Here is a 19,651-nt window from a genome sequence, read left to right on the forward strand (position 1 = left end):
GGGAAGGAGAGATTTTCGTGATACCGAAAGTACAGTTGCTGCAAAAATTAGTCGAAAGCGGTATTATCGCAGTTATCCGCAGGGTGCCCGAGGAGATCGTCGGACAGGTGATTGAAAGCCTTGTTGAGGGCGGAGTGACGGCACTCGAAGTGACTGTAGATTCACCACATGCATACCGAACAATTGAAAAATATTCGCAGATATTTAAAGGTCAAGCTCTAATCGGAGCGGGAACGGTTATTGACCGTGAATCCGCCCAGCGTGCCATCTCGGCAGGTGCAGATTTTGTTTTTAGCCCTAGCCTTTCTGAAGAGGTGATTAGAACGGCACTACGTTATGGCAAAATAGCGATTCCGGGTGTGATGACCCCGACTGAAATGATTCAAGCGGTTGAATGGGGCGCGGATGCAGTGAAGGTTTTTCCAGCTGGGAATCTTGGACCAAAGTATATTAAGGATGTCGGGGCTCCGTTTCCTCACATTCCTGTCATTCCAACAGGCGGCGTCTCGTTAGAAAATATTGAGTCCTATATTAAAGCCGGCGCAGTAGCTTGTGGAATCGGAGGGAGCTTGGTCAATTCTAAATTAATAGAAGAACGCAACTTCAGCGAACTAAAAGAAAAAGCAACTGCATATGTTGAGGCAGTACGAGCTGCACGTAACTTGATCAAATAACAAGGCACCCATCGCCTGAATAGGGTGCTTTTTCTTTTTCGAAAGGCACTTTCAATGTCCGAATTGAACTAAAATTAAAAACTCTTGTCCATACTTAAAGAGTAATCATTGCGGTAAAGCGAAAAAGTTTGGTATCATCAATATTAAATGACAATAATCGGAGGTAACTTAGACATGTCGCGAATTTCAACCGACCAGGTGAAGCACGTGGCCAATTTGGCGCGTCTTGCGATTACCGAGGATGAGGCAGAAAAGTTCACCAAGCAGCTTGATGCCATCATCACATTTGCTGAACAGTTAAATGAACTGGATACGGACAATGTGGCTCCTACATACCATGTGCTTGATATGAAAAATGTTCTCCGCGAGGATATCCCAAAGCAAGGGTTGCCGCGTGAGGAAGTATTGAAAAATGCGCCGGAGCATCAGGACGGCCAATTCAAAGTGCCATCTATTTTAGGGGAGTAGGAGGATTATTAGTGTGAGTTTATTTGACCATAAAGTTTCAGATCTTCATGAGCTTTTAAATAAAAAAGAACTGAAGGTCTCCGATCTTGTTGATGCATCCTATAAGCGGATTGCTGAGGTCGAGGACAAGGTTCAGGCGTTTTTAACATTGGATGAAGAGCGTGCCAGACAAGCGGCAAAGGCCCTGGATGACAATCTGGATGCCACAAAAGGGTTGCTTTACGGCATGCCAATCGGCGTGAAAGACAATATCGTCACAAAAGGACTAAGGACAACCTGTGCCAGCAAAATACTCGAAAACTTTGACCCAATCTACGATGCTACAGTAGTTCAAAAGCTGCAGCAGGCAGAAACGGTAACGATCGGTAAGTTAAACATGGACGAGTTCGCGATGGGGTCTTCCAACGAGAATTCCCGCTTCCAAAAGACGCGAAATCCATGGAATCTTGACCGGGTCCCAGGCGGTTCTTCAGGTGGTTCAGCGGCATCCGTTGCAGCTGGAGAAGTGCTATTTTCACTGGGCTCTGACACAGGCGGTTCGATCCGTCAGCCAGCTGCTTTTTGCGGCGTTGTCGGCATGAAGCCAACCTATGGCCGGGTTTCCCGCTTTGGGCTTGTCGCTTTTGCGTCATCGCTTGATCAAATCGGTCCAATCACACGGACAGTCGAGGATAATGCCTATTTATTACAAGCCATTTCCGGACTAGACCCAATGGACTCCACTTCAGCAAACGTGGACGTTCCAAACTTTGCTGGAGCCTTAACAGGCGATGTGAAGGGTCTAAAAATCGCTGTACCGAAGGAGTATCTTGGCGAAGGGGTACAAGAATCTGTCCGTCAATCTGTTTTGGATGCACTAAAGGTGCTTGAAGGTCTTGGCGCGGTTTGGGAAGAAGTTTCTCTTCCGCATTCCAAGTACGCATTGGCAGCCTATTATTTAATTTCTTCATCAGAAGCATCTGCCAACCTGGCCCGCTTCGATGGTGTCCGCTACGGTTACCGAACACCTGATGCAGAGAATTTACTTGATTTATATAAGAAGACACGGGCAGAAGGCTTCGGTGATGAGGTAAAGCGCCGGATTATGCTCGGAACCTTTGCGCTAAGCTCCGGTTACTATGATGCCTACTATAAAAAGGCGCAAAAGGTACGTACATTGATTAAACAGGATTTTGAGCAGGTCTTTGAAAAATATGATGTTATCATCGGGCCAACTACGCCAACTCCTGCTTTTAAAATTGGTGAAAAAATTGATGATCCATTAACGATGTATGTGAACGATATTCTGACAATACCAATGAACCTTGCCGGTGTGCCGGGAATCTCAGTTCCATGCGGCTTTGAAGGCGGACTGCCGTTAGGTTTGCAAATTATCGGCAAGCATTTTGACGAAGCAACTATTTATCGTGTTGCCCATGCGTTCGAGCAGGCAACCGACCATCATAAAAAGAAGCCGCAATTGTAGGGGGTGAATAGAATGGAATTCGAAACAGTGATTGGACTTGAGGTCCATGTAGAGCTAAAAACAGAATCAAAAATCTTCTCGTCCAGCCCAAACCACTTTGGTGCTGAGCCGAATACAAATACAACTGTCATCGACCTTGGTTACCCAGGGGTGCTGCCTGTTCTGAACAAAAAGGTAGTCGATTATGGGATGAAAGCAGCAATGGCGCTGAATTGCCAAGTTGCCACGCATACGAAGTTTGACAGGAAAAACTATTTTTATCCAGACAACCCGAAGGCATACCAAATCTCGCAATTTGATCAGCCGATCGGCGAGCATGGCTGGATTGAAATTGAAGTGGACGGTTATACAAAACGGATTGGCATAACCCGGATTCATCTGGAAGAGGATGCCGGCAAGCTGAACCATGAAAAAGGCTATTCATTAGTGGACATTAACCGTCAAGGAACGCCGCTGATTGAAATCGTTTCTGAGCCGGATATTCGAACTCCAAATGAAGCTTATGCCTATTTGGAAAAATTAAAGTCCATTATCCAATATACAGGCGTTTCCGATTGTAAAATGGAAGAGGGCTCACTTCGCTGTGATGCCAATATTTCGATTCGTCCAGTCGGGCAAGAGGAATTTGGAACAAAGACAGAGTTGAAAAACCTGAACTCGTTCAATTTTGTACGAAAAGGACTTGAATATGAAGAAAAGCGTCAGCGCGAGGTTGTCTTGGGCGGTGGAAAAATCGATCAGGAAACACGCCGCTTTGATGAGGCAACTGGTGCCACTATTCTGATGAGGGTAAAGGAAGGCTCCGATGATTATCGTTACTTCCCGGAACCGGACCTTCTCGAATTATATATTGACGAAGACTGGAAATCCCGGATTCGTGCCGAAATTCCTGAGCTTCCAGATGAGCGTCAAAAGCGTTATATCGAAGAGCTTGGCCTCCCGGTTTATGATGCAAAAGTATTGACCGTAATTAAAGAAACAGCTGATTTCTTCGAAGCGACAGTAGCAGCAGGTGCTGATGCAAAAATGGCGTCCAACTGGATCATGGGTGAAGTTTCCGCATACTTGAACGCCGAGGGCAAAGAACTTCATGATGTTCCGCTAACGCCAGAGGGCTTAGCCGGTATGATCAAGTTGATTAATAATGGCACAATATCCTCGAAGATTGCCAAGACTGTCTTTAAGGAGTTAATCGAAAACGGCGGAGATGCCGAGCAGATTGTTAAAGATAAAGGGCTTGTGCAAATTTCCGATGAAGGAACGCTTTTGAAAATTATTGGTGAGATTCTTGATAACAATCCGAAATCGATTGAAGATTTTAAGGGTGGCAAGGCAAAGGCCACTGGCTTCCTTGTTGGCCAAATCATGAAAGCGACAAAGGGACAAGCCAACCCGCAATTGGTGAATCAGTTGTTAGTGCAGGAATTGAATAAGAGATAAGCTTGCAAGCCGGTAGAATTTTTTCTGCCGGTTTTTTGCATGCTGTAAAGGAGTTTCTTTGCAGATAATGTCGGGGCAATATTCGACAATCGCTGCACCATTTCCCGGGAAAAAATCCTTTGTAAATAGGGCTTTCCTTTGAAATAACCAAACGTTTGGATGATGTTGCAAAGTGGGATAATGTGTCGAAGGATGGGAAATAGGCCGAGATGATTTATTTTTCGAGTTGATTTGAGATTTTCATATGAAATACAAAGTATGTGAAACGACATTGTTCTGCCCTTGTAGAAGAGAAAAGCTATATTTTTCTAAGAAGAAGTGGTGATTTAATCAAACGTTTGATTGGGACGCATGTTTTCGGCAAAAAATTAAGGTTAATTTTATCTGAATCCTTGAATTAATAAGTATTATTATCTTTTTAATTAAACGTTTGATTAGCAGGGAAGAGGGGGAGAATTTGTCGGTGATAGAAGCCTTATAATAGTGTTGCATTTTTGGTTCGCTTAAAACAAATGCTAACAATTGAGAGAGGGGTGAAATATGTTAATTCTCCAATTGGCTATCATTTTAATTGCTTCGAAAATTGCCGGAAGTCTAAGTGTCAGACTTGGGCAGCCATCCGTTCTCGGCACCCTTTTGATTGGAATTGTTTTAGGGCCTTCAGTATTGGGATTGGTAAATGAAACTGAAACTTTAGCAGAATTCAGTGAAATTGGCGTGATCCTGCTTATGTTTATTGCCGGCTTGGAAACGGATCTGGATGAATTTAAGAGGTCAGGTATAGCATCAACGTATGTTGGGTTTGGAGGGATAATATTCCCTCTTGTTTTCGGTTATGGTGCTGGAATTTTACTCGGAATGTCAGCGCCACAATCTTGGTTTTTAGGGCTAGTATTATCTGCAACAAGCGTCAGCATCTCTGTACAAGCGTTAAAAGAAATGAATCAGCTAAAAACCCGGGAAGGCACTACTATCTTGGGAGCGGCAGTAATTGATGATGTTGTGGTCATTATAGCGTTAGCATTTTTAATGAGCCTCTCAGGCGGAGATGTGAATCTAACTGCCGTTATTTTAAAAAAGGTAGCATTTTTTGCAGGGGCGCTTTTAATCGGCTGGGCAGTTGTCCCATTATTTTTAAAAAGATTCTCTGTTTTAAAAGAATCAGAAACGGTTATATCGTCAGCTCTGATAATTTGCTTTGTTTATGCTTATTTAGCGGAATTTACAGGAGTTGCGGCTATTATAGGGGCCTATATTGCAGGTGTGGCAATCAGTTTAACGGATTTCAAACATGAAATCTTTGAAAAGGTCGAAACCATCAGTTATTCCATCTTTGTACCAGTGTTCTTTACCTCAATTGGTGTGACCGCACAGTTCGGCGGCATTGGTGAAAACATTATTCCAATCGTATTATTAAGTATTTTAGCTATTTTAACGAAATTAATTGGTGCATCTCTTGGTTCAGTTTTAGCCGGATTTTCTTGGGGCAGTGCTTTGGGAATTGGTGCTGCGATGGTATCGCGCGGCGAAGTGGCATTGATTATTGCCGATATTGGGTTGGAGACCAAACTTTTAAGTCAGGACATGTTCGCCATAATTGTTGTTGTGACTTTGGTGTCCACGTTGGTTACTCCGCCGATGATGAAATTATTTTTTAAGAGGGCGGCGGCAAGTCAGAATATTGGATAAGTAATGGCAGGGAAGGGCTCATAACGCCCTAGAGGCAGTCGAGCCGGTGGCTTAGGTAGTTATGAAGGGTTCATAACGCCCGAAAGGTAGTCGAACTCGTGGCTCAGGTAGTTATGAAGGGTTCATAACGCCCGAAAGGTAGTCGAACTCGTGGCTCAGGTAGTTATGGAGGGTTTATAACGCCCGAAAGGCAGTTGAGTCCGGAGCCCAGGTAGTTATAAAGGGTTCATAACGCCCGAAAGGCAGTCGAGCCCGTGGCTCAGGTAGTTATGGAGGGTTTTATAACGCCCGAAAGGCAGTCGGGCCCGTGGCTTAGGTAGTTATGAAGGGTTTATAACGCCTGAAAGGCAGCTGAGCCTGAGGACTAGGTAGTTATGAAATTTTCACAATGCCGAAGGAGCCCGGAATTCGATGCCAGGGAGTTATAATATGTTCATAAAACCCTAGGTTGACTAGGCCCAGATTCCATGTAGTTATGAAAAGTATAAATCAAAACATTAGAAAGAGATCATCGCACCGCGCTCATCAAATACTGAACTTGGGTTCCAGGCGACTTCCCAAAGATTATTTTCGGGATCGGCGAAGTAGGCTGTCCGACCGCCCCAAAAGGCATCACTTGGCTCCCTTAAGATTCGGGCCCCTGCCGCGCGGATTTTTTCGATAACTTCATCTACCTGTTCCTTATGGTCCACATTAATCGCCAAGGTAACAGGGCGATAATGTTCAGCAGAGCCTCCAAACTCAATCCCGGCATCCTTCGCCAGCTCCTCAATAGGAAACAGAGAAATAAGCACCCCAGCCGTTTTAAATACAGCATATTGGTCAGAACTGAACTCAGTCTCCTCCCAGCCCAAAGACTTATAAAAAGCACGCAGTGCAGGCAGATTATTGGCACCAATGGTAACCAGGCTTACTCGTTGTGGAATCATCAATAAAACCTCCAAATATGTTTATTACTTATTTTTTCTCTAAACTTCCAAAAAACTCCTTCCCACACCAGTTCAATTCGTTTATCCATGATAAGAAATGGTAAGATTGAAAGAAAAGCGGGAAAAAGTGAGGGGCTTACTATGACCATTTATATTGCACTGTTAAGAGGCATAAATGTTGGCGGGCACAATATTATCAAAATGGCAGACTTAAAAAATCTATTGGAAGAGCTAGGGCTAAAAAAGGTCAAAACCTATATTCAAAGCGGGAACGTCTTATTTGAATCAAACGAGAAGCCGGAAAAGCTTACCCAACTGTTGGAAGATGAAATCGCCAAGAAATTTGGATTTCCGGTTCCGGTTGTTTTAAGGACAGCAGAGGATTTTGAACGAATCATCCGGACATGCCCATTCCCGACGGAGTCTTTAAAAGAGGAAGAAAGTATACAAGTGGCATTTTTGGCAGGTCAACCTTCAGAGGAGGGTGTTCAGCAATTGGGCTCCATCCAAAGTAATCAGGATGAATTTAAAATAGAGGGGAAAGATGTCTATTTGTATCTCCGTCAAAGCATTCGGACCTCCAAGCTGGCACAACAGCTTCCGAAGTTAGGTGTTCCTGCGACCGTGAGGAACTGGAAGACGGTAGTTAAACTCGATACGCTGGCAAAGGCACTAGATAAATAAAAAACGCTCGGATCACAATTCCGAGCGTTTCCTCATAAAGCTATTCTTGCTTCAACAACCGAACGCTTTCCTCAAACTCTTTCTCAACCACATCATTTTTCTTATATGTGATCATGCTGATAACAACAGATACGACAAGGTTGAAAACAAAGCCTGGGACGATTTCATACAGCGTATCGCCAAGTCCGGTATTTTTCCAAACGATAACTGTGACAGCCCCTACAATCATTCCAAACAGGGCGCCCCAGTTCGTCATCTTTTTCCAGAACAAGCTTAACAGGATGACAGGACCGAACGCGGCACCAAAGCCAGCCCATGCATAAGCAACAAGGTCTAAGATGGTGCTGTTTTGCTTAAAGGCAAGTGCAGAGGCAACAACAGCTACGATAAGTACTGCCATTCTCCCTAAGAAAACTAAATGTTTATCAGATGCCTTTTTGTTCACGACTACTTTGTACAAATCCTCAACCAGCGCACTGGAAGTAACAATCAACTGGGAAGAAATTGTACTCATAATCGCTGCCAGAATTGCGGCTAGGGCAAAGCCTGCAAATAATGGGTGGAATAAAATCTGGCTAAGTGTAATAAAGACAGCTTCCGGGTTTTTTAACACATTCTCAGTATGTTGGTGGAAGTAGGCAAGTCCAATAAATCCGGTAAAAATTGTTCCGATCAGCGAGATAATCATCCAGCTCATACCGATGCGGCGGGCACTTTTTGTTTCTTTAACTGTTTTGATGGCCATAAAGCGGACAATGATATGCGGCTGGCCAAAGTAGCCAAGCCCCCAAGCCATTGCTGAAATAATTCCAAGAGTAGTAGTTCCTTTAAAGAAGTCAAGTAGAGTCGGATCGATGGCTCGAATCGTATCAAACGTTTCTGCCGGGCCACCTGTTTTAAAAATCCCAAGTGCAGGAACAAGAAGTAAAGCGACTAACATCATTAAACCTTGAATGAAGTCGGTATAGCTTACGGCTAAGAATCCACCAAACAAGGTGTAGGCCACAACAACGCCGCCAACAATATAAAGTCCGGTATGATAGCTTGTACCGAAGGAATTTTCAAAAAAGACTGCTCCAGAAACCATCCCTGATGAAACATAGAAAGTAAAGAAAATAAGAATAACAATACCAGATACAATGCGGAGCAATTTCGTGTTGTCTTTAAAGCGGTTTTCTAGATAGCTAGGAATTGTGATGGAGTCATTTGCTACTTGCGTATAAGAGCGAAGGCGCGGTGCAACTAATAACCAGTTCAGGTAAGCACCAATTGTTAAACCGACGGCAATCCAGGCATCGGCTAAACCGGTTACATAAATTCCCCCAGGCAGTCCCATTAAGAGCCATCCGCTCATGTCTGCAGCACCGGCACTTAAAGCGGTTACAGCAGGACCCAAAGAACGTCCTCCGAGCATGTAATCAGTTAAGTTACTTGTTTTTCGATAGGAATACCAGCCAATAAACAGCATCGCGGCCAAGTAAATTCCAATCGAAACAAGTTGTAAAGTTTCATTGGACATACATTTACCCCCTTTTTTTAAAAACAGAAAATATTTAGAATAATATTTTCTGCAGTATTTATATTTTATCTGTTTGCTGTATAAAATTCCACTACCAAAATATTGATTTATTAAAATAATGAAAAATATTTTTAGAATAATATGATAACCTTATGTAAGCGGTGTTTTTGTAATTCAAATTGAAAATGTTTATCATAAAAGAAAAAAAGAAAGGTTGGGACATGATGAATTTAAATGATTGGTTCGAAAAAGGAATGTCGGTCAATGAGTACATTGGCGCGATGACTCGAAATAAGGAGCAAATGCTTTCCATTTATGAGAAGTTTGCTTTAAAGGAAGAGGATACAGTCCGGCTGGAAACGCTAAAGCCTCGGAAGTTGAGGGCAATTGTTTTGACAGAGGATTGGTGCGGGGATGCGATGCTGAATAATCCGGTATTGCTGCGAATTGCCGAGGCAGCGGACATGGAAGTGCGGATGGTCCTGCGCGATCAAAATCTGGAATTGATGGACCAATACTTGACCAATGGAACATCAAGGGCGATTCCAATCTTTATTTTTATCGACCAGGAAGGAAATGAGGTAGGAGTTTGGGGCCCGCGTGCACCGGAAGTGCAGGCGAGGGTGGAAAGAGAGCGTGCTGCCCTGCCAGACAAGGATGCAGAGGACTTTCAGGAAAAGCAGCTTGCTTTATATAAACAACTAGCTGCCTCTTATCAAACGGATGCCTCCATTTGGCAGACGGTTGCAAACAGCATCATGGCTGTGCTATTAAAGTAAAGTAAAGGGCCCCGGCGACAAACAATGTCGATTTGGGGCCCTTTTTTTAGCTAATAAGAAAGAATAAACTTAACTAAGCCTCATGAACCGTCCTAACGGACTCGCCAATCGGTGAGTTTTGATTTAAAATTTAATTCCGCTATTTTTGGGAGGGATCCGGTCCCTGCCTAAATTTTTGTCATTAATCTTTGGCTCAATCCCAAGAATGAAGTTGCGAATATTAGAACGATGAAGATAAATTAACAAGAAAAGGAATAAAAGAAAAATCAGTTCAAATTCAATCTTCGGAGAAATCAAATCATAAATCAGCATGCTGAGCCCGACAGATATGGAACCGAAAAATACGTACTTCGTCAAAAAGATAACAGCAAAGAACGTGACATAAGCGATTGCAAGTAATGGCAGGTTTGCAACCAATAAAGCACCGGCTGTTGTGGCAATGGCCTTGCCGCCGCGGAAACCGGCGAAAATGGGAAAGCAATGGCCGACCACAGCTGCCAGGCCGAAGTAAAGCGGTTCTGCATTGAGCTGAAAATAGAAGGGAAGTGCCGCCGCTAACGCACCTTTAGCCAGGTCAATCACGAGGACGAAGACCGCGGACTTTTTACCTAATACTCTCAGCGTGTTGGTAGCACCGGGGTTTTTACTGCCATGGTCACGGATATCAATACCATAGGCCAGTTTTCCTATAATTAATGCAGTCGGAATGCTTCCAATTAAGTAGGAGGCAAGCAGCAGCCACCAGAACATAACAATCATTCCCTTTTAGAAGAATTTTCTTTTATTCTACCATAAATAATTGGAAGTATTTTGTCGAACTATCATTAATTGGAAAATTTACAAGTGTGTTCTTGACAATGATAGATAAGAGTACTAGTTGTAAGTTGGGATTAGTAAATTGAGAAAAAAGGAGGACCGACGCCCTCCTTTTATTGATATTAAGATTTCAAGAATCGGCTTAAGAAGGTTTTTAATCTTGGACTTTTAGGGTTTTCGAAAATTTCCTTTGGTGCTCCTTCTTCTTCAATTTGACCGTTGTGAAGAAAGACAACTCGGTCGGCGACATCACGGGCAAAGTCCATTTCATGGGTAACCAAAATCATCGCCATATCCGTTTCTTTTGCAAGGTCCTTGATCACTTGGAGAACCTCACCCACAAGCTCCGGGTCAAGTGCAGAAGTGACCTCATCAAACAGCATCACCTTTGGCTGCATGACAACTGCTCTGGCAATTGCAACCCGCTGCTTTTGTCCGCCGGAAAGCTGGGCTGGGTAGGCATCCAATTTGTCGCCTAGGCCAACTTTTTCAAGCATTTCAACTGCCCTTTGATGGGCCTCTTCCTTCGGCATTCCCAATACATGGATGGGTGCCTCTGTGACATTCCGTAAAATGGTCATGTGGGGAAAGAGGTTAAAGTGCTGGAAGACCATCCCTATATTTTGGCGCATATTGCGTAAATGTTTTTCAGTGGCCGGAACTAATCCTCCATTCATTTCTTTGTGCCACAAATAATTCCCCTCTACCTTAATAAAACCGGAAGTCGGTTTTTCCAATGTCATAAGCATCCGGATAATCGTGGTTTTTCCTGAACCGCTCGGGCCGATTAATGCCACTTTTTCACCAGGACTGATGTTAAGGTTCACACCCTTTAATACTTCAACCTCACCAAAACTTTTTTTGATATTTTCATAGGCAACAATAGGATTATTTGTTTTCTTCATTGGATATACCTTTGACGGCTCTAGCTTCCTTTCAGGAATACTCATCATCTCATCCTTTCTATTTTTTAAATTAATGTTAAGCCCCCGACTTTAATCGAAAAGGGTTTTTGCTCAGGCGTTTATCTTTACCGCTGAATGCCAGCTTTGATTTCTGTTCCAGTTTATTAATAAGTAAGGCCGATGGGTAACTAAGCAGGAGAAACAACAATCCAACAATGGTAATTGGTTCGAGATATTTAAATTGATTAGCTCCTATCAATTGCGCTTTTTGTAAAAATTCCCCGATGCCAATGGCCATTAAAATCGGGGTTTCTTTAAATAACACAATAAAATAGTTCCCAAGCATCGGGATAACTGGAGGTATGGCTTGCGGCAGGATGACACGGAACCAGGTTTGTGTTTTGCTAAAGTTCATGGCTGTAGCGGCCTCCCATTGCCCCTTAGGAACAGCCTCTATTCCCGAACGATATACTTCAGAAATATAAGTGCTGTAATGAACCCCTAGTGTCAGGATCCCTGCCGCATATTTATTGATGGAAATGCCAATCGCAGGAAGTGCAAAGTATACAAAAAACAATTGAACAAGCGGGGGAGTGCTTCTGACAAATTCAATAAATGCGTAAACGGTTAGTGATAATGGCTTAAACCTTGACCGTCTCCCAAAAGTCAAAATGAGCCCGAGGATTAATGAAACAAGGAAAGATCCAACAGTTATTGCAATCACGAGCCAAATAGCGCCGAGGATTTCAGGGAAAACTTCAATGGCAAAATTCCAATCCCAACTCATGCGTTTGCCACTCCTTTCGCTGACCATTTCTCCAGTTTTCTAGCGAGGATAATAAGCGGCAGTGCCACAATGAAATAGGCGAACAGCAAGGTAACGAAAACTGGCATCGTATAGCTAATATTTGAATTCTGAATGATTAAGCCCCTATAAGTTAAATCGGTTAAGGTAATCAAGGATACAAGCGAGGTCCCTTTCAAAAGTTCAATTGATATATTGCCGAATCCTGGCAGCATCATGCGAAAGGCCTGCGGTAAAATGACCAGTCTCATCCGCTGGAAGTTCGTCATATTTAATGCAATTGAAGCTTCTGTCTGCCCTTTGGGGATAGCCGTAATAGCGCCGCGAACAATTTCAGAACCGTACGCCCCATAATTTAGCCCGAGGGCAACGACACTGGCGAGAAAAGCGGAAAACTGAATTCCGAAAGCCGGCAGGGCAAAGAAAATCCAAAATAGCTGTACAAGTAACGATGTTCCTCTAAACAGCTCAACATAAACAGCGGTGACTCTGCGGATAATGGAGAATCGGGATACACGTCCGAGCCCGGCGATGAATGCTATAACAAATGCCAATACGGCGGATGCAAGCAAAACCTCAATGGTCACGACTGCCCCTGGTAATATTTTTGAAAAAATATCGATATATTTATTGATAATTCATCCCTCCATAGAATAGTTTCATAGATTAGCAGGAAAAAGGCACTCTCGAGGAGGAGTGCCTTTTTAAACTGGAACAACAATCATTATTTGCAAAGTTCTGCTGTTGTGACATCTCCAGGTAATTCTGACTCCGTAAATCCAAATTTGCTGAGGATATCCAAAAGCTCCCCAGATTCTTTCATTTTATTCAGTTCGTCATTATAGGCTTTGACAATTTCCTTATCGCCTTTTTTAAACGCTGCCGCTCCGTACCCGCGGACGCTTTTTCCATCAACAGAAGGCTGAGTGAAATCATCCACGACCTTAATGTTTTTGGCATTGGCTGTGTCCAGGGCAGCAGTTAGTGTCGGGCCTGTCATCGTAATGGCATCAACACGATTGGACTCTAGTGAGGTGATATTTGATGGGATATCGGTGACAACTTCCATCTGGCTTTCCTTCACCCCGGCAGCCTTAAGATATTCTATTTCAATTGCGCCGTTCATAACGGCAATTTTGGTATCTGGGTTTGCAGCAATATCTTTGTAACTGTGAATGTTTTTGGGATTCCCTTTTCTAACAGCAAGTGCTTCACCGATGGAATAATCAGGTTCGGCAAAATCCACTTGTTTACAACGGTCTGGTGTTATGTACATCCCAGCCGTTATGACATCAAATTTCCCAGCTTTTAGCCCCGGAATCAGTGAGCTAAACTTAGTTAATTTTCCTTCCATTTTTTCAATACCCATTTCCTTAAAGATGGCACGGGCAACCTCAACCGCTTCCCCTGTCAATTTCCCGTTTTCATCTTCATATGCATACGGCTTTTCACCGGCAAATCCAACAACAATCTTGCCTTCCTTTTTTGCTTTTTCAAGGGTGGATAGCTGTTCATCCCCTGAGGTAGTAACCGAACAAGCGGCTAATAGAAAAATAGATAAAATGCCTATCAATATAGTTTTTAACTGTTTCATGATCGACCTCCCTGATAAAAATAATAAAATTCTTTGATTGGAAAAATGGAAGAAAACTGGGCAGAAAAGGGTTGGTTCCCATTTTACTTTAAGTTTAAAAATCAGACAAATCTGATATTTCAGGATTATTTTGGATGAGAAGGGCTCTCGATAGCTCTCGTTTTATGAGCTGAAACATCCTAAAAAATCCTCCCATATGCTCCCAGATACTCTTGGATGCTAATCTGGTACAGTCTAAAGGCCTTTTTTGTTGAGTTAAAGGGTAATTATTTTTTGCAAAAAAATAAAACAAAGGTATTATAGTAAAGGGACGTTTTTCCCTAAAAATAGGATGTAAGGCATAATTGTAACGCATTACATTAATTGGTAGAATATAGAAATAACAAGCCGATATTAAAATTAGGATGATGATGGATGAGAAGAGCAAGACTGATTTATAATCCTACTTCCGGACGTGAAATGATTAAACGTCATTTACCGGAAATCCTTGAAAAATTAGAACTCGCCGGATATGAAGCATCTTGCCACGCGACAACAGGTGCAGGCGATGCGACAAAGGCGGCGCGAATTGCTGTTGAACGTCAGTACGATGTGGTCATTGCTGCTGGCGGTGACGGAACAATTAATGAAGTGGTTAATGGCATTGCCGAGCAAGACTACCGTCCGAGACTAGGGATTATTCCTGCCGGTACGACCAATGATTTTGCCAGGGCCCTGCATATACCGCGTGATATTACGGCAGCAGTTGATATTATCACACGCGGGGAACTCATTCCTGTTGATATTGGCCGGATTAATGATAAATATTTTATTAATATTGGCGGCGGGGGAAGGATTACCGAATTAACCTATGAGGTACCCAGCAAATTGAAAACAATGCTCGGCCAGCTTGCCTACTACTTAAAAGGAATGGAAATGCTGCCGTCAATTAAGGCTTCCCATCTCAAGATTGAATATGATGGAAAAATATTCGAAGGGGAAGCGATGATGTTTCTCATCGGGTTGACCAATTCCATTGGTGGATTTGAAAGGTTAGCTCCAGATGCATCAATTAACGACGGATTATTTTCACTGCTGATTTTGAAAAAAGTAAATTTGGCTGAATTTATTAGGGTTGCAACGCTAGCTGTTCGCGGTGAGCATGTAAATGACCCAAACGTCCTTTATACCAAAGCAAACCGAGTGAAAGTGTTTTCAGATGAAAAGGTGCAGTTAAATTTAGACGGAGAATTTGGCGGCTTGCTGCCGGCTGAATTCGAAAACCTGTACCGCCATTTGGAAGTATTCGTCCGATTTGATGATATCCGTCCAAATGACCGGCCTACGGATTGGGTTCCGGGAAAGCGATATAGTTAGAGGAAAAATAAATACAATCGCAAAAGTTCGTTCCAGATGGAGCGGACTTTTTTTGCTAATAGGGAAGAATAAATTCAACTACGCCCTGTCTTCGTCCTATCGGACTCGCCAATCGGCGAGTTTCCATTTATGAATTCTTAATTGTGTGAAAAGGTTTCAAAGACTGTGTATAATGAATTAAAGACATAAGTCATGACACGATTAAAAGGAGCGATTTCACATGGGGAAAAGGGCGTTAATAAATATTGATTATACGTTTGATTTTGTTGCCGATGCCGGGGCATTAACCTGTGGCGCACCAGGGCAGGCTATTGAGGGGAAGATTGTAGAACTGACAAAAGAGTTTATTGCAAGCGGCGACTATGTTGTTTTTGCGATTGATGTCCACGACCAAGATGATGAATTTCATCCGGAAACAAAGCTATTTCCGCCCCATAACCTGCGCGGCACCTCCGGAAGGGATTTATTCGGGGCGTTGCAGGAAGTATATGAGGAAAATAAGGAACAGGAAAATGTCAAGTATATGGATAAAACCAGATACTCTGCCTTTGCTGGGACAGACCTTGAAATCAAGCTGCGCGAGCGCGAAATCACGGAGGTTCACCTAGTTGGTGTATGTACCGATATTTGTGTCCTCCATACCGCCGTTGACGCCTATAACAAAGGTTTTAAGATTGTTGTTTACAAGGATGCGGTTGCTTCCTTTAATCCAGCGGGGCATGAGTGGGCTCTCGGCCACTTCGAACAGTCGCTGGGGGCTGTAGTTAAATAGTCTTTTTAATGGTAATATGGGATATAATATTGAAAAGCTGTAATAGTATCTCGGAGGTCAATTTATGAAACACATTTATCATGATGATAGTTTGACTCTGCATACAGATCTTTACCAGATTAATATGGCAGAGACGTATTGGCGGGATGGCATTCACAATAAACGGGCGGTCTTTGAATTGTTTTTCCGCAAACAGCCGTTTGGCAATGGTTATGCCGTTTTTGCCGGTCTTGAAAAAGTCATCCAATTTATTCAAGGCTTTCGTTTTAGTGAGGAAGACCTTGAGTATTTGAAAAATGAAGTAGGCTACCAGGAAGATTTTTTAGACTATTTAAAGGGGATGCGTTTCACTGGAACCATTCGGTCCATGAAGGAAGGCGAGCTTGTTTTTGCCAGTGAGCCGATTTTGCGGGTGGAAGCACCGCTGGCAGAGGCACAGCTTATTGAAACGGCCTTGCTTAACATTGTGAACTATCAAACATTAATCGCAACGAAGGCATCAAGAATCAAGCAGATTGTTGGCGATGAAGTGGCAATGGAATTTGGATCAAGACGGGCTCAGGAAATGGATGCGGCCATTTGGGGAACAAGAGCGGCTTATCTTGGCGGCTTTGAAGCTACCAGCAATGTAAGAGCGGGGAAAATGTTCGGGGTCCCTGTGGCCGGAACACATGCCCATTCCATGGTGCAAGCCTATAAGGACGAGTATACTGCTTTTCATAAATATGCAGAAACCCATAAGGATTGTGTTTTTCTGGTCGATACGTACGATACGCTCCGCCTTGGCGTGCCAAATGCCATTAAGGTGGCAAAAGAGCTTGGAGACAAGATCAATTTTATCGGAATTCGCCTCGACAGCGGCGACCTTGCCTATCTTTCCAAGGAAGCGAGGAAAATGCTGGATGAAGCAGGCTTTAAAGACGCACAAATTTTTGCATCTAGCGATTTGGACGAATATACGATTATTAACTTGAAGGCTCAGGGCGCGAGAATCGATAGCTGGGGAATTGGTACGAAATTGATTACTGCCTATGACCAGGCTGCATTAGGTGCTGTTTATAAAATCGTTTCGATTGAAAACGAAGCAGGTGAAATGGAGGATACGATTAAAATTTCTTCCAACCCTGAAAAGGTAACAACCCCGGGCCTGAAAAAGGTTTACCGGATTATCAATAATACAAACCATCATGCGGAAGGGGATTATATCGCAATGGAGGGTGAAAAGCTTCCGGAAAAGAAGCTGCGCATGTTCCATCCGACCCATACGTATTTAAATAAGGTGGTCACGAATTTCACAGCAAAAGAACTTCATGAGGATATTTTTGTAAACGGGGAGTATGTTTATGAAATTCCTTGTTTGGAGGAATCCCGGGATTATTTAAAACAAAATTTGGCTGCTCTTTGGGATGAATACAAGCGGATGCTGAATCCAGAGCATTATCCAGTGGACTTAAGCCAAAAATGCTGGGATAACAAAATGAGAAATATCGAAGAAGTGAAAGATAAAGTAGAAGCGATGAAAGAAGAAGAATAACAAAAAGGCTGCCCCCGAGGTTCATTTTAATTGAGGGGGCAGCCTTATTTTTATTTTTGTTTAAAGAAATCGATAAAGGCATGGTAAATTTCGATGCCTTGGAAGGTCAGAAGTCCAGCTGCTGTTAAGGAAAAGTAACCAATCATTATTAGTCGGAACCACATTGCCATTTATATTTCCTCCCTTATTTTTAAAATTATTTAAAAAAGGGAGGCTTTAATCACATAGTTAGCTTGATAAAAAATGGGGATAAGAAAACTTTGCCTTCTTCTGAAGTTGGTCTGAAAAAATTGGAGAGGTATTGCTGCGAAAGGCATAATGGATGTAAGCAGGAAGAATAGATGCAGGTCAAATGGCTGTTTTTTCTCATCGTTCCATTGATGCTTGGCTGTCCAATCATCTAATTGAATGATTGCCTTGCTTTCTGGATGGTGGTGGGGAGGCGAATTTGAAGAATGTAAAAAGGTGAAGGCCAGAAAGGCAAGGAACATGATGATTGAGAAGCCTTTTATCATCTTCATCGCGATCCACTCCTTCCAAAAGGGATAATTTAATCATATACACTATCATTATATTTTAAAACAAAAATATTCTGACAATTTTTGTGCCTATTTTACAATATTATTTTTTCAAGGACAAACTCGCATCCAAATCAGATGAAAATGTCTTTGATAAACTGGAAAAGGGTCTTTTCGCATTTGATACTGCTTTATGTTAAAATCTTGCTAGTAAATAGATGTAAAGGAAGAAGCGAATGAGCAGAGCATTACCAGTCAATAAAAATGATTATATAGATGTTGAATTTGAAGATTTAACTCATGACGGGGCAGGGGTAGCGAAGGTGGAAGGCTATCCGCTGTTCGTGCCGAACGGCCTGCCGGGTGAAAAGGCGAAAGTCAAAGTCATCAAGGTTAATAAAAGCTACGGGATTGGGCGGTTAATCGAGCTTTACGAACGAAGTCCGTATCGGGTGGATATCCCTGACAGTGAGAAAACGAAATACGGGGGCTGTCAGCTTGAGCATATCAGCTACGAGGGGCAGCTAAAGTACAAGGAAAATCAAGTCAGGCAGGTAATCACACGGATTGGTAAATTGGAGGATGTGACAGTTCACCCGATTTTAGGAATGGACAACCCATTTCATTACCGTAACAAAGCCCAGGTGCCTGTCGGTGAAAAGGACGGCAAGCTGGTTGCCGGCTTTTTTAAGCAAAGAAGCCATGAAATCGTCGATATGGATGAAAGTGTCATCCAGTTGCCTGAAGTAAATGAGGCTATCCAGACGGCCAAGGAAATCTGCAGCCGGCTCGGGATTCCGGCTTATAATGAGGAAACTCATAAAGGTGTTTTAAGGCATATTATGGCCCGGTATGGAAAACAAACCGGGGAACTCATGGTCGTGCTGATTACCAGAACACCGGAAATCCCGTATAAAAAGGAGTTAATTGATGAAATCATCGCCCGCCTTCCAAAGGTAAAGTCGATTGTCCATAACGTGAATTCGAAGCGGACGAATGTCATCCTTGGCGAGAAAACCAACCTTTTATGGGGCAGCGAAGTGATCTATGATTATATTGGCGATGTGAAATTCGCAATCTCAGCGCTATCCTTTTATCAGGTTAATCCTGTTCAAACGAAGGTGCTTTACGATAAAGCTTTGGAATATGCGGATTTAAACGTTGAGGAAAGTGTCATTGATGCATATTGCGGAATTGGTACCATCTCTTTATTTTTGGCACAAAAGGCTCGGAAGGTTTTTGGTGTCGAAGTGGTTCCGGAGGCGATTGAAGATGCGCGCAGGAATGCGGCGTTGAACGGAATGACTAATGCTGAATTTGCAGTCGGGGAAGCCGAGGTTGTTATACCAAAATGGTACAAGGAAGGCAATAAAACGGATGTGCTAGTGGTAGACCCGCCGCGCAAAGGCTGTGATGAGGCCCTTCTCCGCACCATTATTGAAATGCAGCCGAAAAAGGTAGTCTATGTTTCCTGTAATCCCGCAACTTTGGCGAGGGATCTGCGGATATTAGAAGATGGCGGCTACAAAACACTGGAAGTCCAGCCGGTTGATATGTTTCCAATGACGACGCATGTTGAATGTGTGGCGCAACTCATTTTAAAGTAAGACAACTAACCAACTATTATAATTCTAACCGTGAAAGGTTTTATTTCTATACCAAAAAACCACTCCTTATAAAAATAGGGAGTGGTTTTTTGTTGAT

19 protein-coding genes are annotated in these 19,651 nt (G+C 42.9%); 11 read left to right on the forward strand and 8 right to left on the reverse strand.

Annotated elements, in window-relative coordinates; translation table 11 throughout:
- The first annotated feature begins 17 nt into the window (after positions 1 to 17).
- The 5 genes from V5M37_RS01780 to V5M37_RS01800 all read left to right on the forward strand — a co-directional run bounded on the left by V5M37_RS01780 (position 18) and on the right by V5M37_RS01800 (position 5,736).
- Positions 18 to 674 (forward strand): bifunctional 4-hydroxy-2-oxoglutarate aldolase/2-dehydro-3-deoxy-phosphogluconate aldolase, encoded by a 657-nt coding sequence (locus tag V5M37_RS01780; protein ID WP_423800480.1) that lies wholly within the window; start codon positions 18 to 20, stop codon positions 672 to 674.
- A 174-nt stretch (positions 675 to 848) separates the two neighbouring features.
- On the forward strand, positions 849 to 1,142 hold the full coding sequence (gene gatC, locus V5M37_RS01785) for an Asp-tRNA(Asn)/Glu-tRNA(Gln) amidotransferase subunit GatC (protein ID WP_213120875.1): 294 nt from the start codon (positions 849 to 851) through the stop codon (positions 1,140 to 1,142).
- A gap of 13 nt (positions 1,143 to 1,155) precedes the next feature.
- Positions 1,156 to 2,607 (forward strand): Asp-tRNA(Asn)/Glu-tRNA(Gln) amidotransferase subunit GatA, encoded by a 1,452-nt coding sequence (gene gatA, locus V5M37_RS01790; protein ID WP_423800481.1) that lies wholly within the window; start codon positions 1,156 to 1,158, stop codon positions 2,605 to 2,607.
- Between the two features lie 12 nt (positions 2,608 to 2,619).
- A complete protein-coding gene (gene gatB / locus V5M37_RS01795; protein WP_423800482.1) occupies positions 2,620 to 4,047 on the forward strand; it encodes an Asp-tRNA(Asn)/Glu-tRNA(Gln) amidotransferase subunit GatB in 1,428 nt (475 codons plus the stop codon).
- Between the two features lie 540 nt (positions 4,048 to 4,587).
- The gene (locus V5M37_RS01800) at positions 4,588 to 5,736 is read left to right on the forward strand and encodes a cation:proton antiporter (RefSeq protein ID WP_423800483.1); all 1,149 of its coding nucleotides are present in this window, start codon (positions 4,588 to 4,590) and stop codon (positions 5,734 to 5,736) included.
- 497 nt (positions 5,737 to 6,233) lie between these two features.
- Here V5M37_RS01800 and V5M37_RS01805 read toward each other — a convergent pair whose 3' ends face one another.
- On the reverse strand, positions 6,234 to 6,665 hold the full coding sequence (locus V5M37_RS01805; RefSeq protein WP_423800484.1) for a VOC family protein: 432 nt from the start codon (positions 6,663 to 6,665) through the stop codon (positions 6,234 to 6,236).
- A gap of 141 nt (positions 6,666 to 6,806) precedes the next feature.
- On the opposite strand from V5M37_RS01805, the gene V5M37_RS01810 reads away from it, so the two are divergent.
- On the forward strand, positions 6,807 to 7,349 hold the full coding sequence (locus V5M37_RS01810) for a DUF1697 domain-containing protein (RefSeq protein ID WP_423800485.1): 543 nt from the start codon (positions 6,807 to 6,809) through the stop codon (positions 7,347 to 7,349).
- 40 nt (positions 7,350 to 7,389) lie between these two features.
- Here the strand turns inward: V5M37_RS01810 and putP are convergent, their stop codons facing one another.
- Complete coding sequence (gene putP / locus V5M37_RS01815; protein WP_423800486.1) at positions 7,390 to 8,868, reverse strand: sodium/proline symporter PutP; 1,479 nt, start codon at positions 8,866 to 8,868, stop codon at positions 7,390 to 7,392.
- Between the two features lie 224 nt (positions 8,869 to 9,092).
- On the opposite strand from putP, the gene V5M37_RS01820 reads away from it, so the two are divergent.
- Positions 9,093 to 9,647 (forward strand): thioredoxin family protein, encoded by a 555-nt coding sequence (locus V5M37_RS01820; RefSeq protein ID WP_423800487.1) that lies wholly within the window; start codon positions 9,093 to 9,095, stop codon positions 9,645 to 9,647.
- Positions 9,648 to 9,770: 123 nt separating this feature from the next.
- On the opposite strand, the gene plsY is transcribed toward V5M37_RS01820, so the two are convergent.
- The 5 genes from plsY to ehuB all read right to left on the reverse strand — a co-directional run bounded on the left by plsY (position 9,771) and on the right by ehuB (position 13,767).
- Positions 9,771 to 10,397 (reverse strand): glycerol-3-phosphate 1-O-acyltransferase PlsY, encoded by a 627-nt coding sequence (plsY, locus tag V5M37_RS01825; protein ID WP_423800488.1) that lies wholly within the window; start codon positions 10,395 to 10,397, stop codon positions 9,771 to 9,773.
- Positions 10,398 to 10,585: 188 nt separating this feature from the next.
- On the reverse strand, positions 10,586 to 11,368 hold the full coding sequence (gene ehuA / locus V5M37_RS01830; protein WP_423800489.1) for an ectoine/hydroxyectoine ABC transporter ATP-binding protein EhuA: 783 nt from the start codon (positions 11,366 to 11,368) through the stop codon (positions 10,586 to 10,588).
- Between the two features lie 76 nt (positions 11,369 to 11,444).
- Positions 11,445 to 12,155, reverse strand: a complete 711-nt coding sequence (gene ehuD / locus V5M37_RS01835; RefSeq protein WP_423800490.1) for an ectoine/hydroxyectoine ABC transporter permease subunit EhuD — start codon at positions 12,153 to 12,155, stop codon at positions 11,445 to 11,447.
- The gene (ehuC, locus tag V5M37_RS01840; RefSeq protein WP_423802558.1) at positions 12,152 to 12,808 is read right to left on the reverse strand and encodes an ectoine/hydroxyectoine ABC transporter permease subunit EhuC; all 657 of its coding nucleotides are present in this window, start codon (positions 12,806 to 12,808) and stop codon (positions 12,152 to 12,154) included. The genes ehuD and ehuC overlap by 4 nt, the downstream gene beginning before the upstream one ends.
- A gap of 89 nt (positions 12,809 to 12,897) precedes the next feature.
- Complete coding sequence (ehuB, locus tag V5M37_RS01845; protein WP_423800491.1) at positions 12,898 to 13,767, reverse strand: ectoine/hydroxyectoine ABC transporter substrate-binding protein EhuB; 870 nt, start codon at positions 13,765 to 13,767, stop codon at positions 12,898 to 12,900.
- Positions 13,768 to 14,181: 414 nt separating this feature from the next.
- Between ehuB and V5M37_RS01850 the strand changes: the two genes are divergently transcribed.
- From V5M37_RS01850 to V5M37_RS01860, 3 genes are all read left to right on the forward strand, one after another.
- Entirely contained in the window at positions 14,182 to 15,123 is a 942-nt protein-coding gene (locus V5M37_RS01850; protein WP_423800492.1) for a diacylglycerol kinase, read from the forward strand.
- A gap of 220 nt (positions 15,124 to 15,343) precedes the next feature.
- The gene (locus V5M37_RS01855; RefSeq protein WP_423800493.1) at positions 15,344 to 15,895 is read left to right on the forward strand and encodes a cysteine hydrolase family protein; all 552 of its coding nucleotides are present in this window, start codon (positions 15,344 to 15,346) and stop codon (positions 15,893 to 15,895) included.
- A 64-nt stretch (positions 15,896 to 15,959) separates the two neighbouring features.
- Positions 15,960 to 17,429 (forward strand): nicotinate phosphoribosyltransferase, encoded by a 1,470-nt coding sequence (locus tag V5M37_RS01860; RefSeq protein ID WP_423800494.1) that lies wholly within the window; start codon positions 15,960 to 15,962, stop codon positions 17,427 to 17,429.
- 200 nt (positions 17,430 to 17,629) lie between these two features.
- On the opposite strand, the gene V5M37_RS01865 is transcribed toward V5M37_RS01860, so the two are convergent.
- Positions 17,630 to 17,950 (reverse strand): hypothetical protein, encoded by a 321-nt coding sequence (locus tag V5M37_RS01865; protein WP_213147746.1) that lies wholly within the window; start codon positions 17,948 to 17,950, stop codon positions 17,630 to 17,632.
- 233 nt (positions 17,951 to 18,183) lie between these two features.
- Here V5M37_RS01865 and rlmD point away from each other — a divergent pair, with 233 nt between their 5' ends.
- Positions 18,184 to 19,554 (forward strand): 23S rRNA (uracil(1939)-C(5))-methyltransferase RlmD, encoded by a 1,371-nt coding sequence (rlmD, locus tag V5M37_RS01870; RefSeq protein ID WP_423800495.1) that lies wholly within the window; start codon positions 18,184 to 18,186, stop codon positions 19,552 to 19,554.
- Positions 19,555 to 19,651 lie beyond the last annotated feature (97 nt).

Origin of the sequence: Neobacillus sp. SAB-20_R2A (assembly GCF_049568635.1) — a bacterium.
In the GTDB taxonomy this organism is placed as follows: domain Bacteria; phylum Bacillota; class Bacilli; order Bacillales; family Cytobacillaceae; genus Neobacillus; species Neobacillus citreus.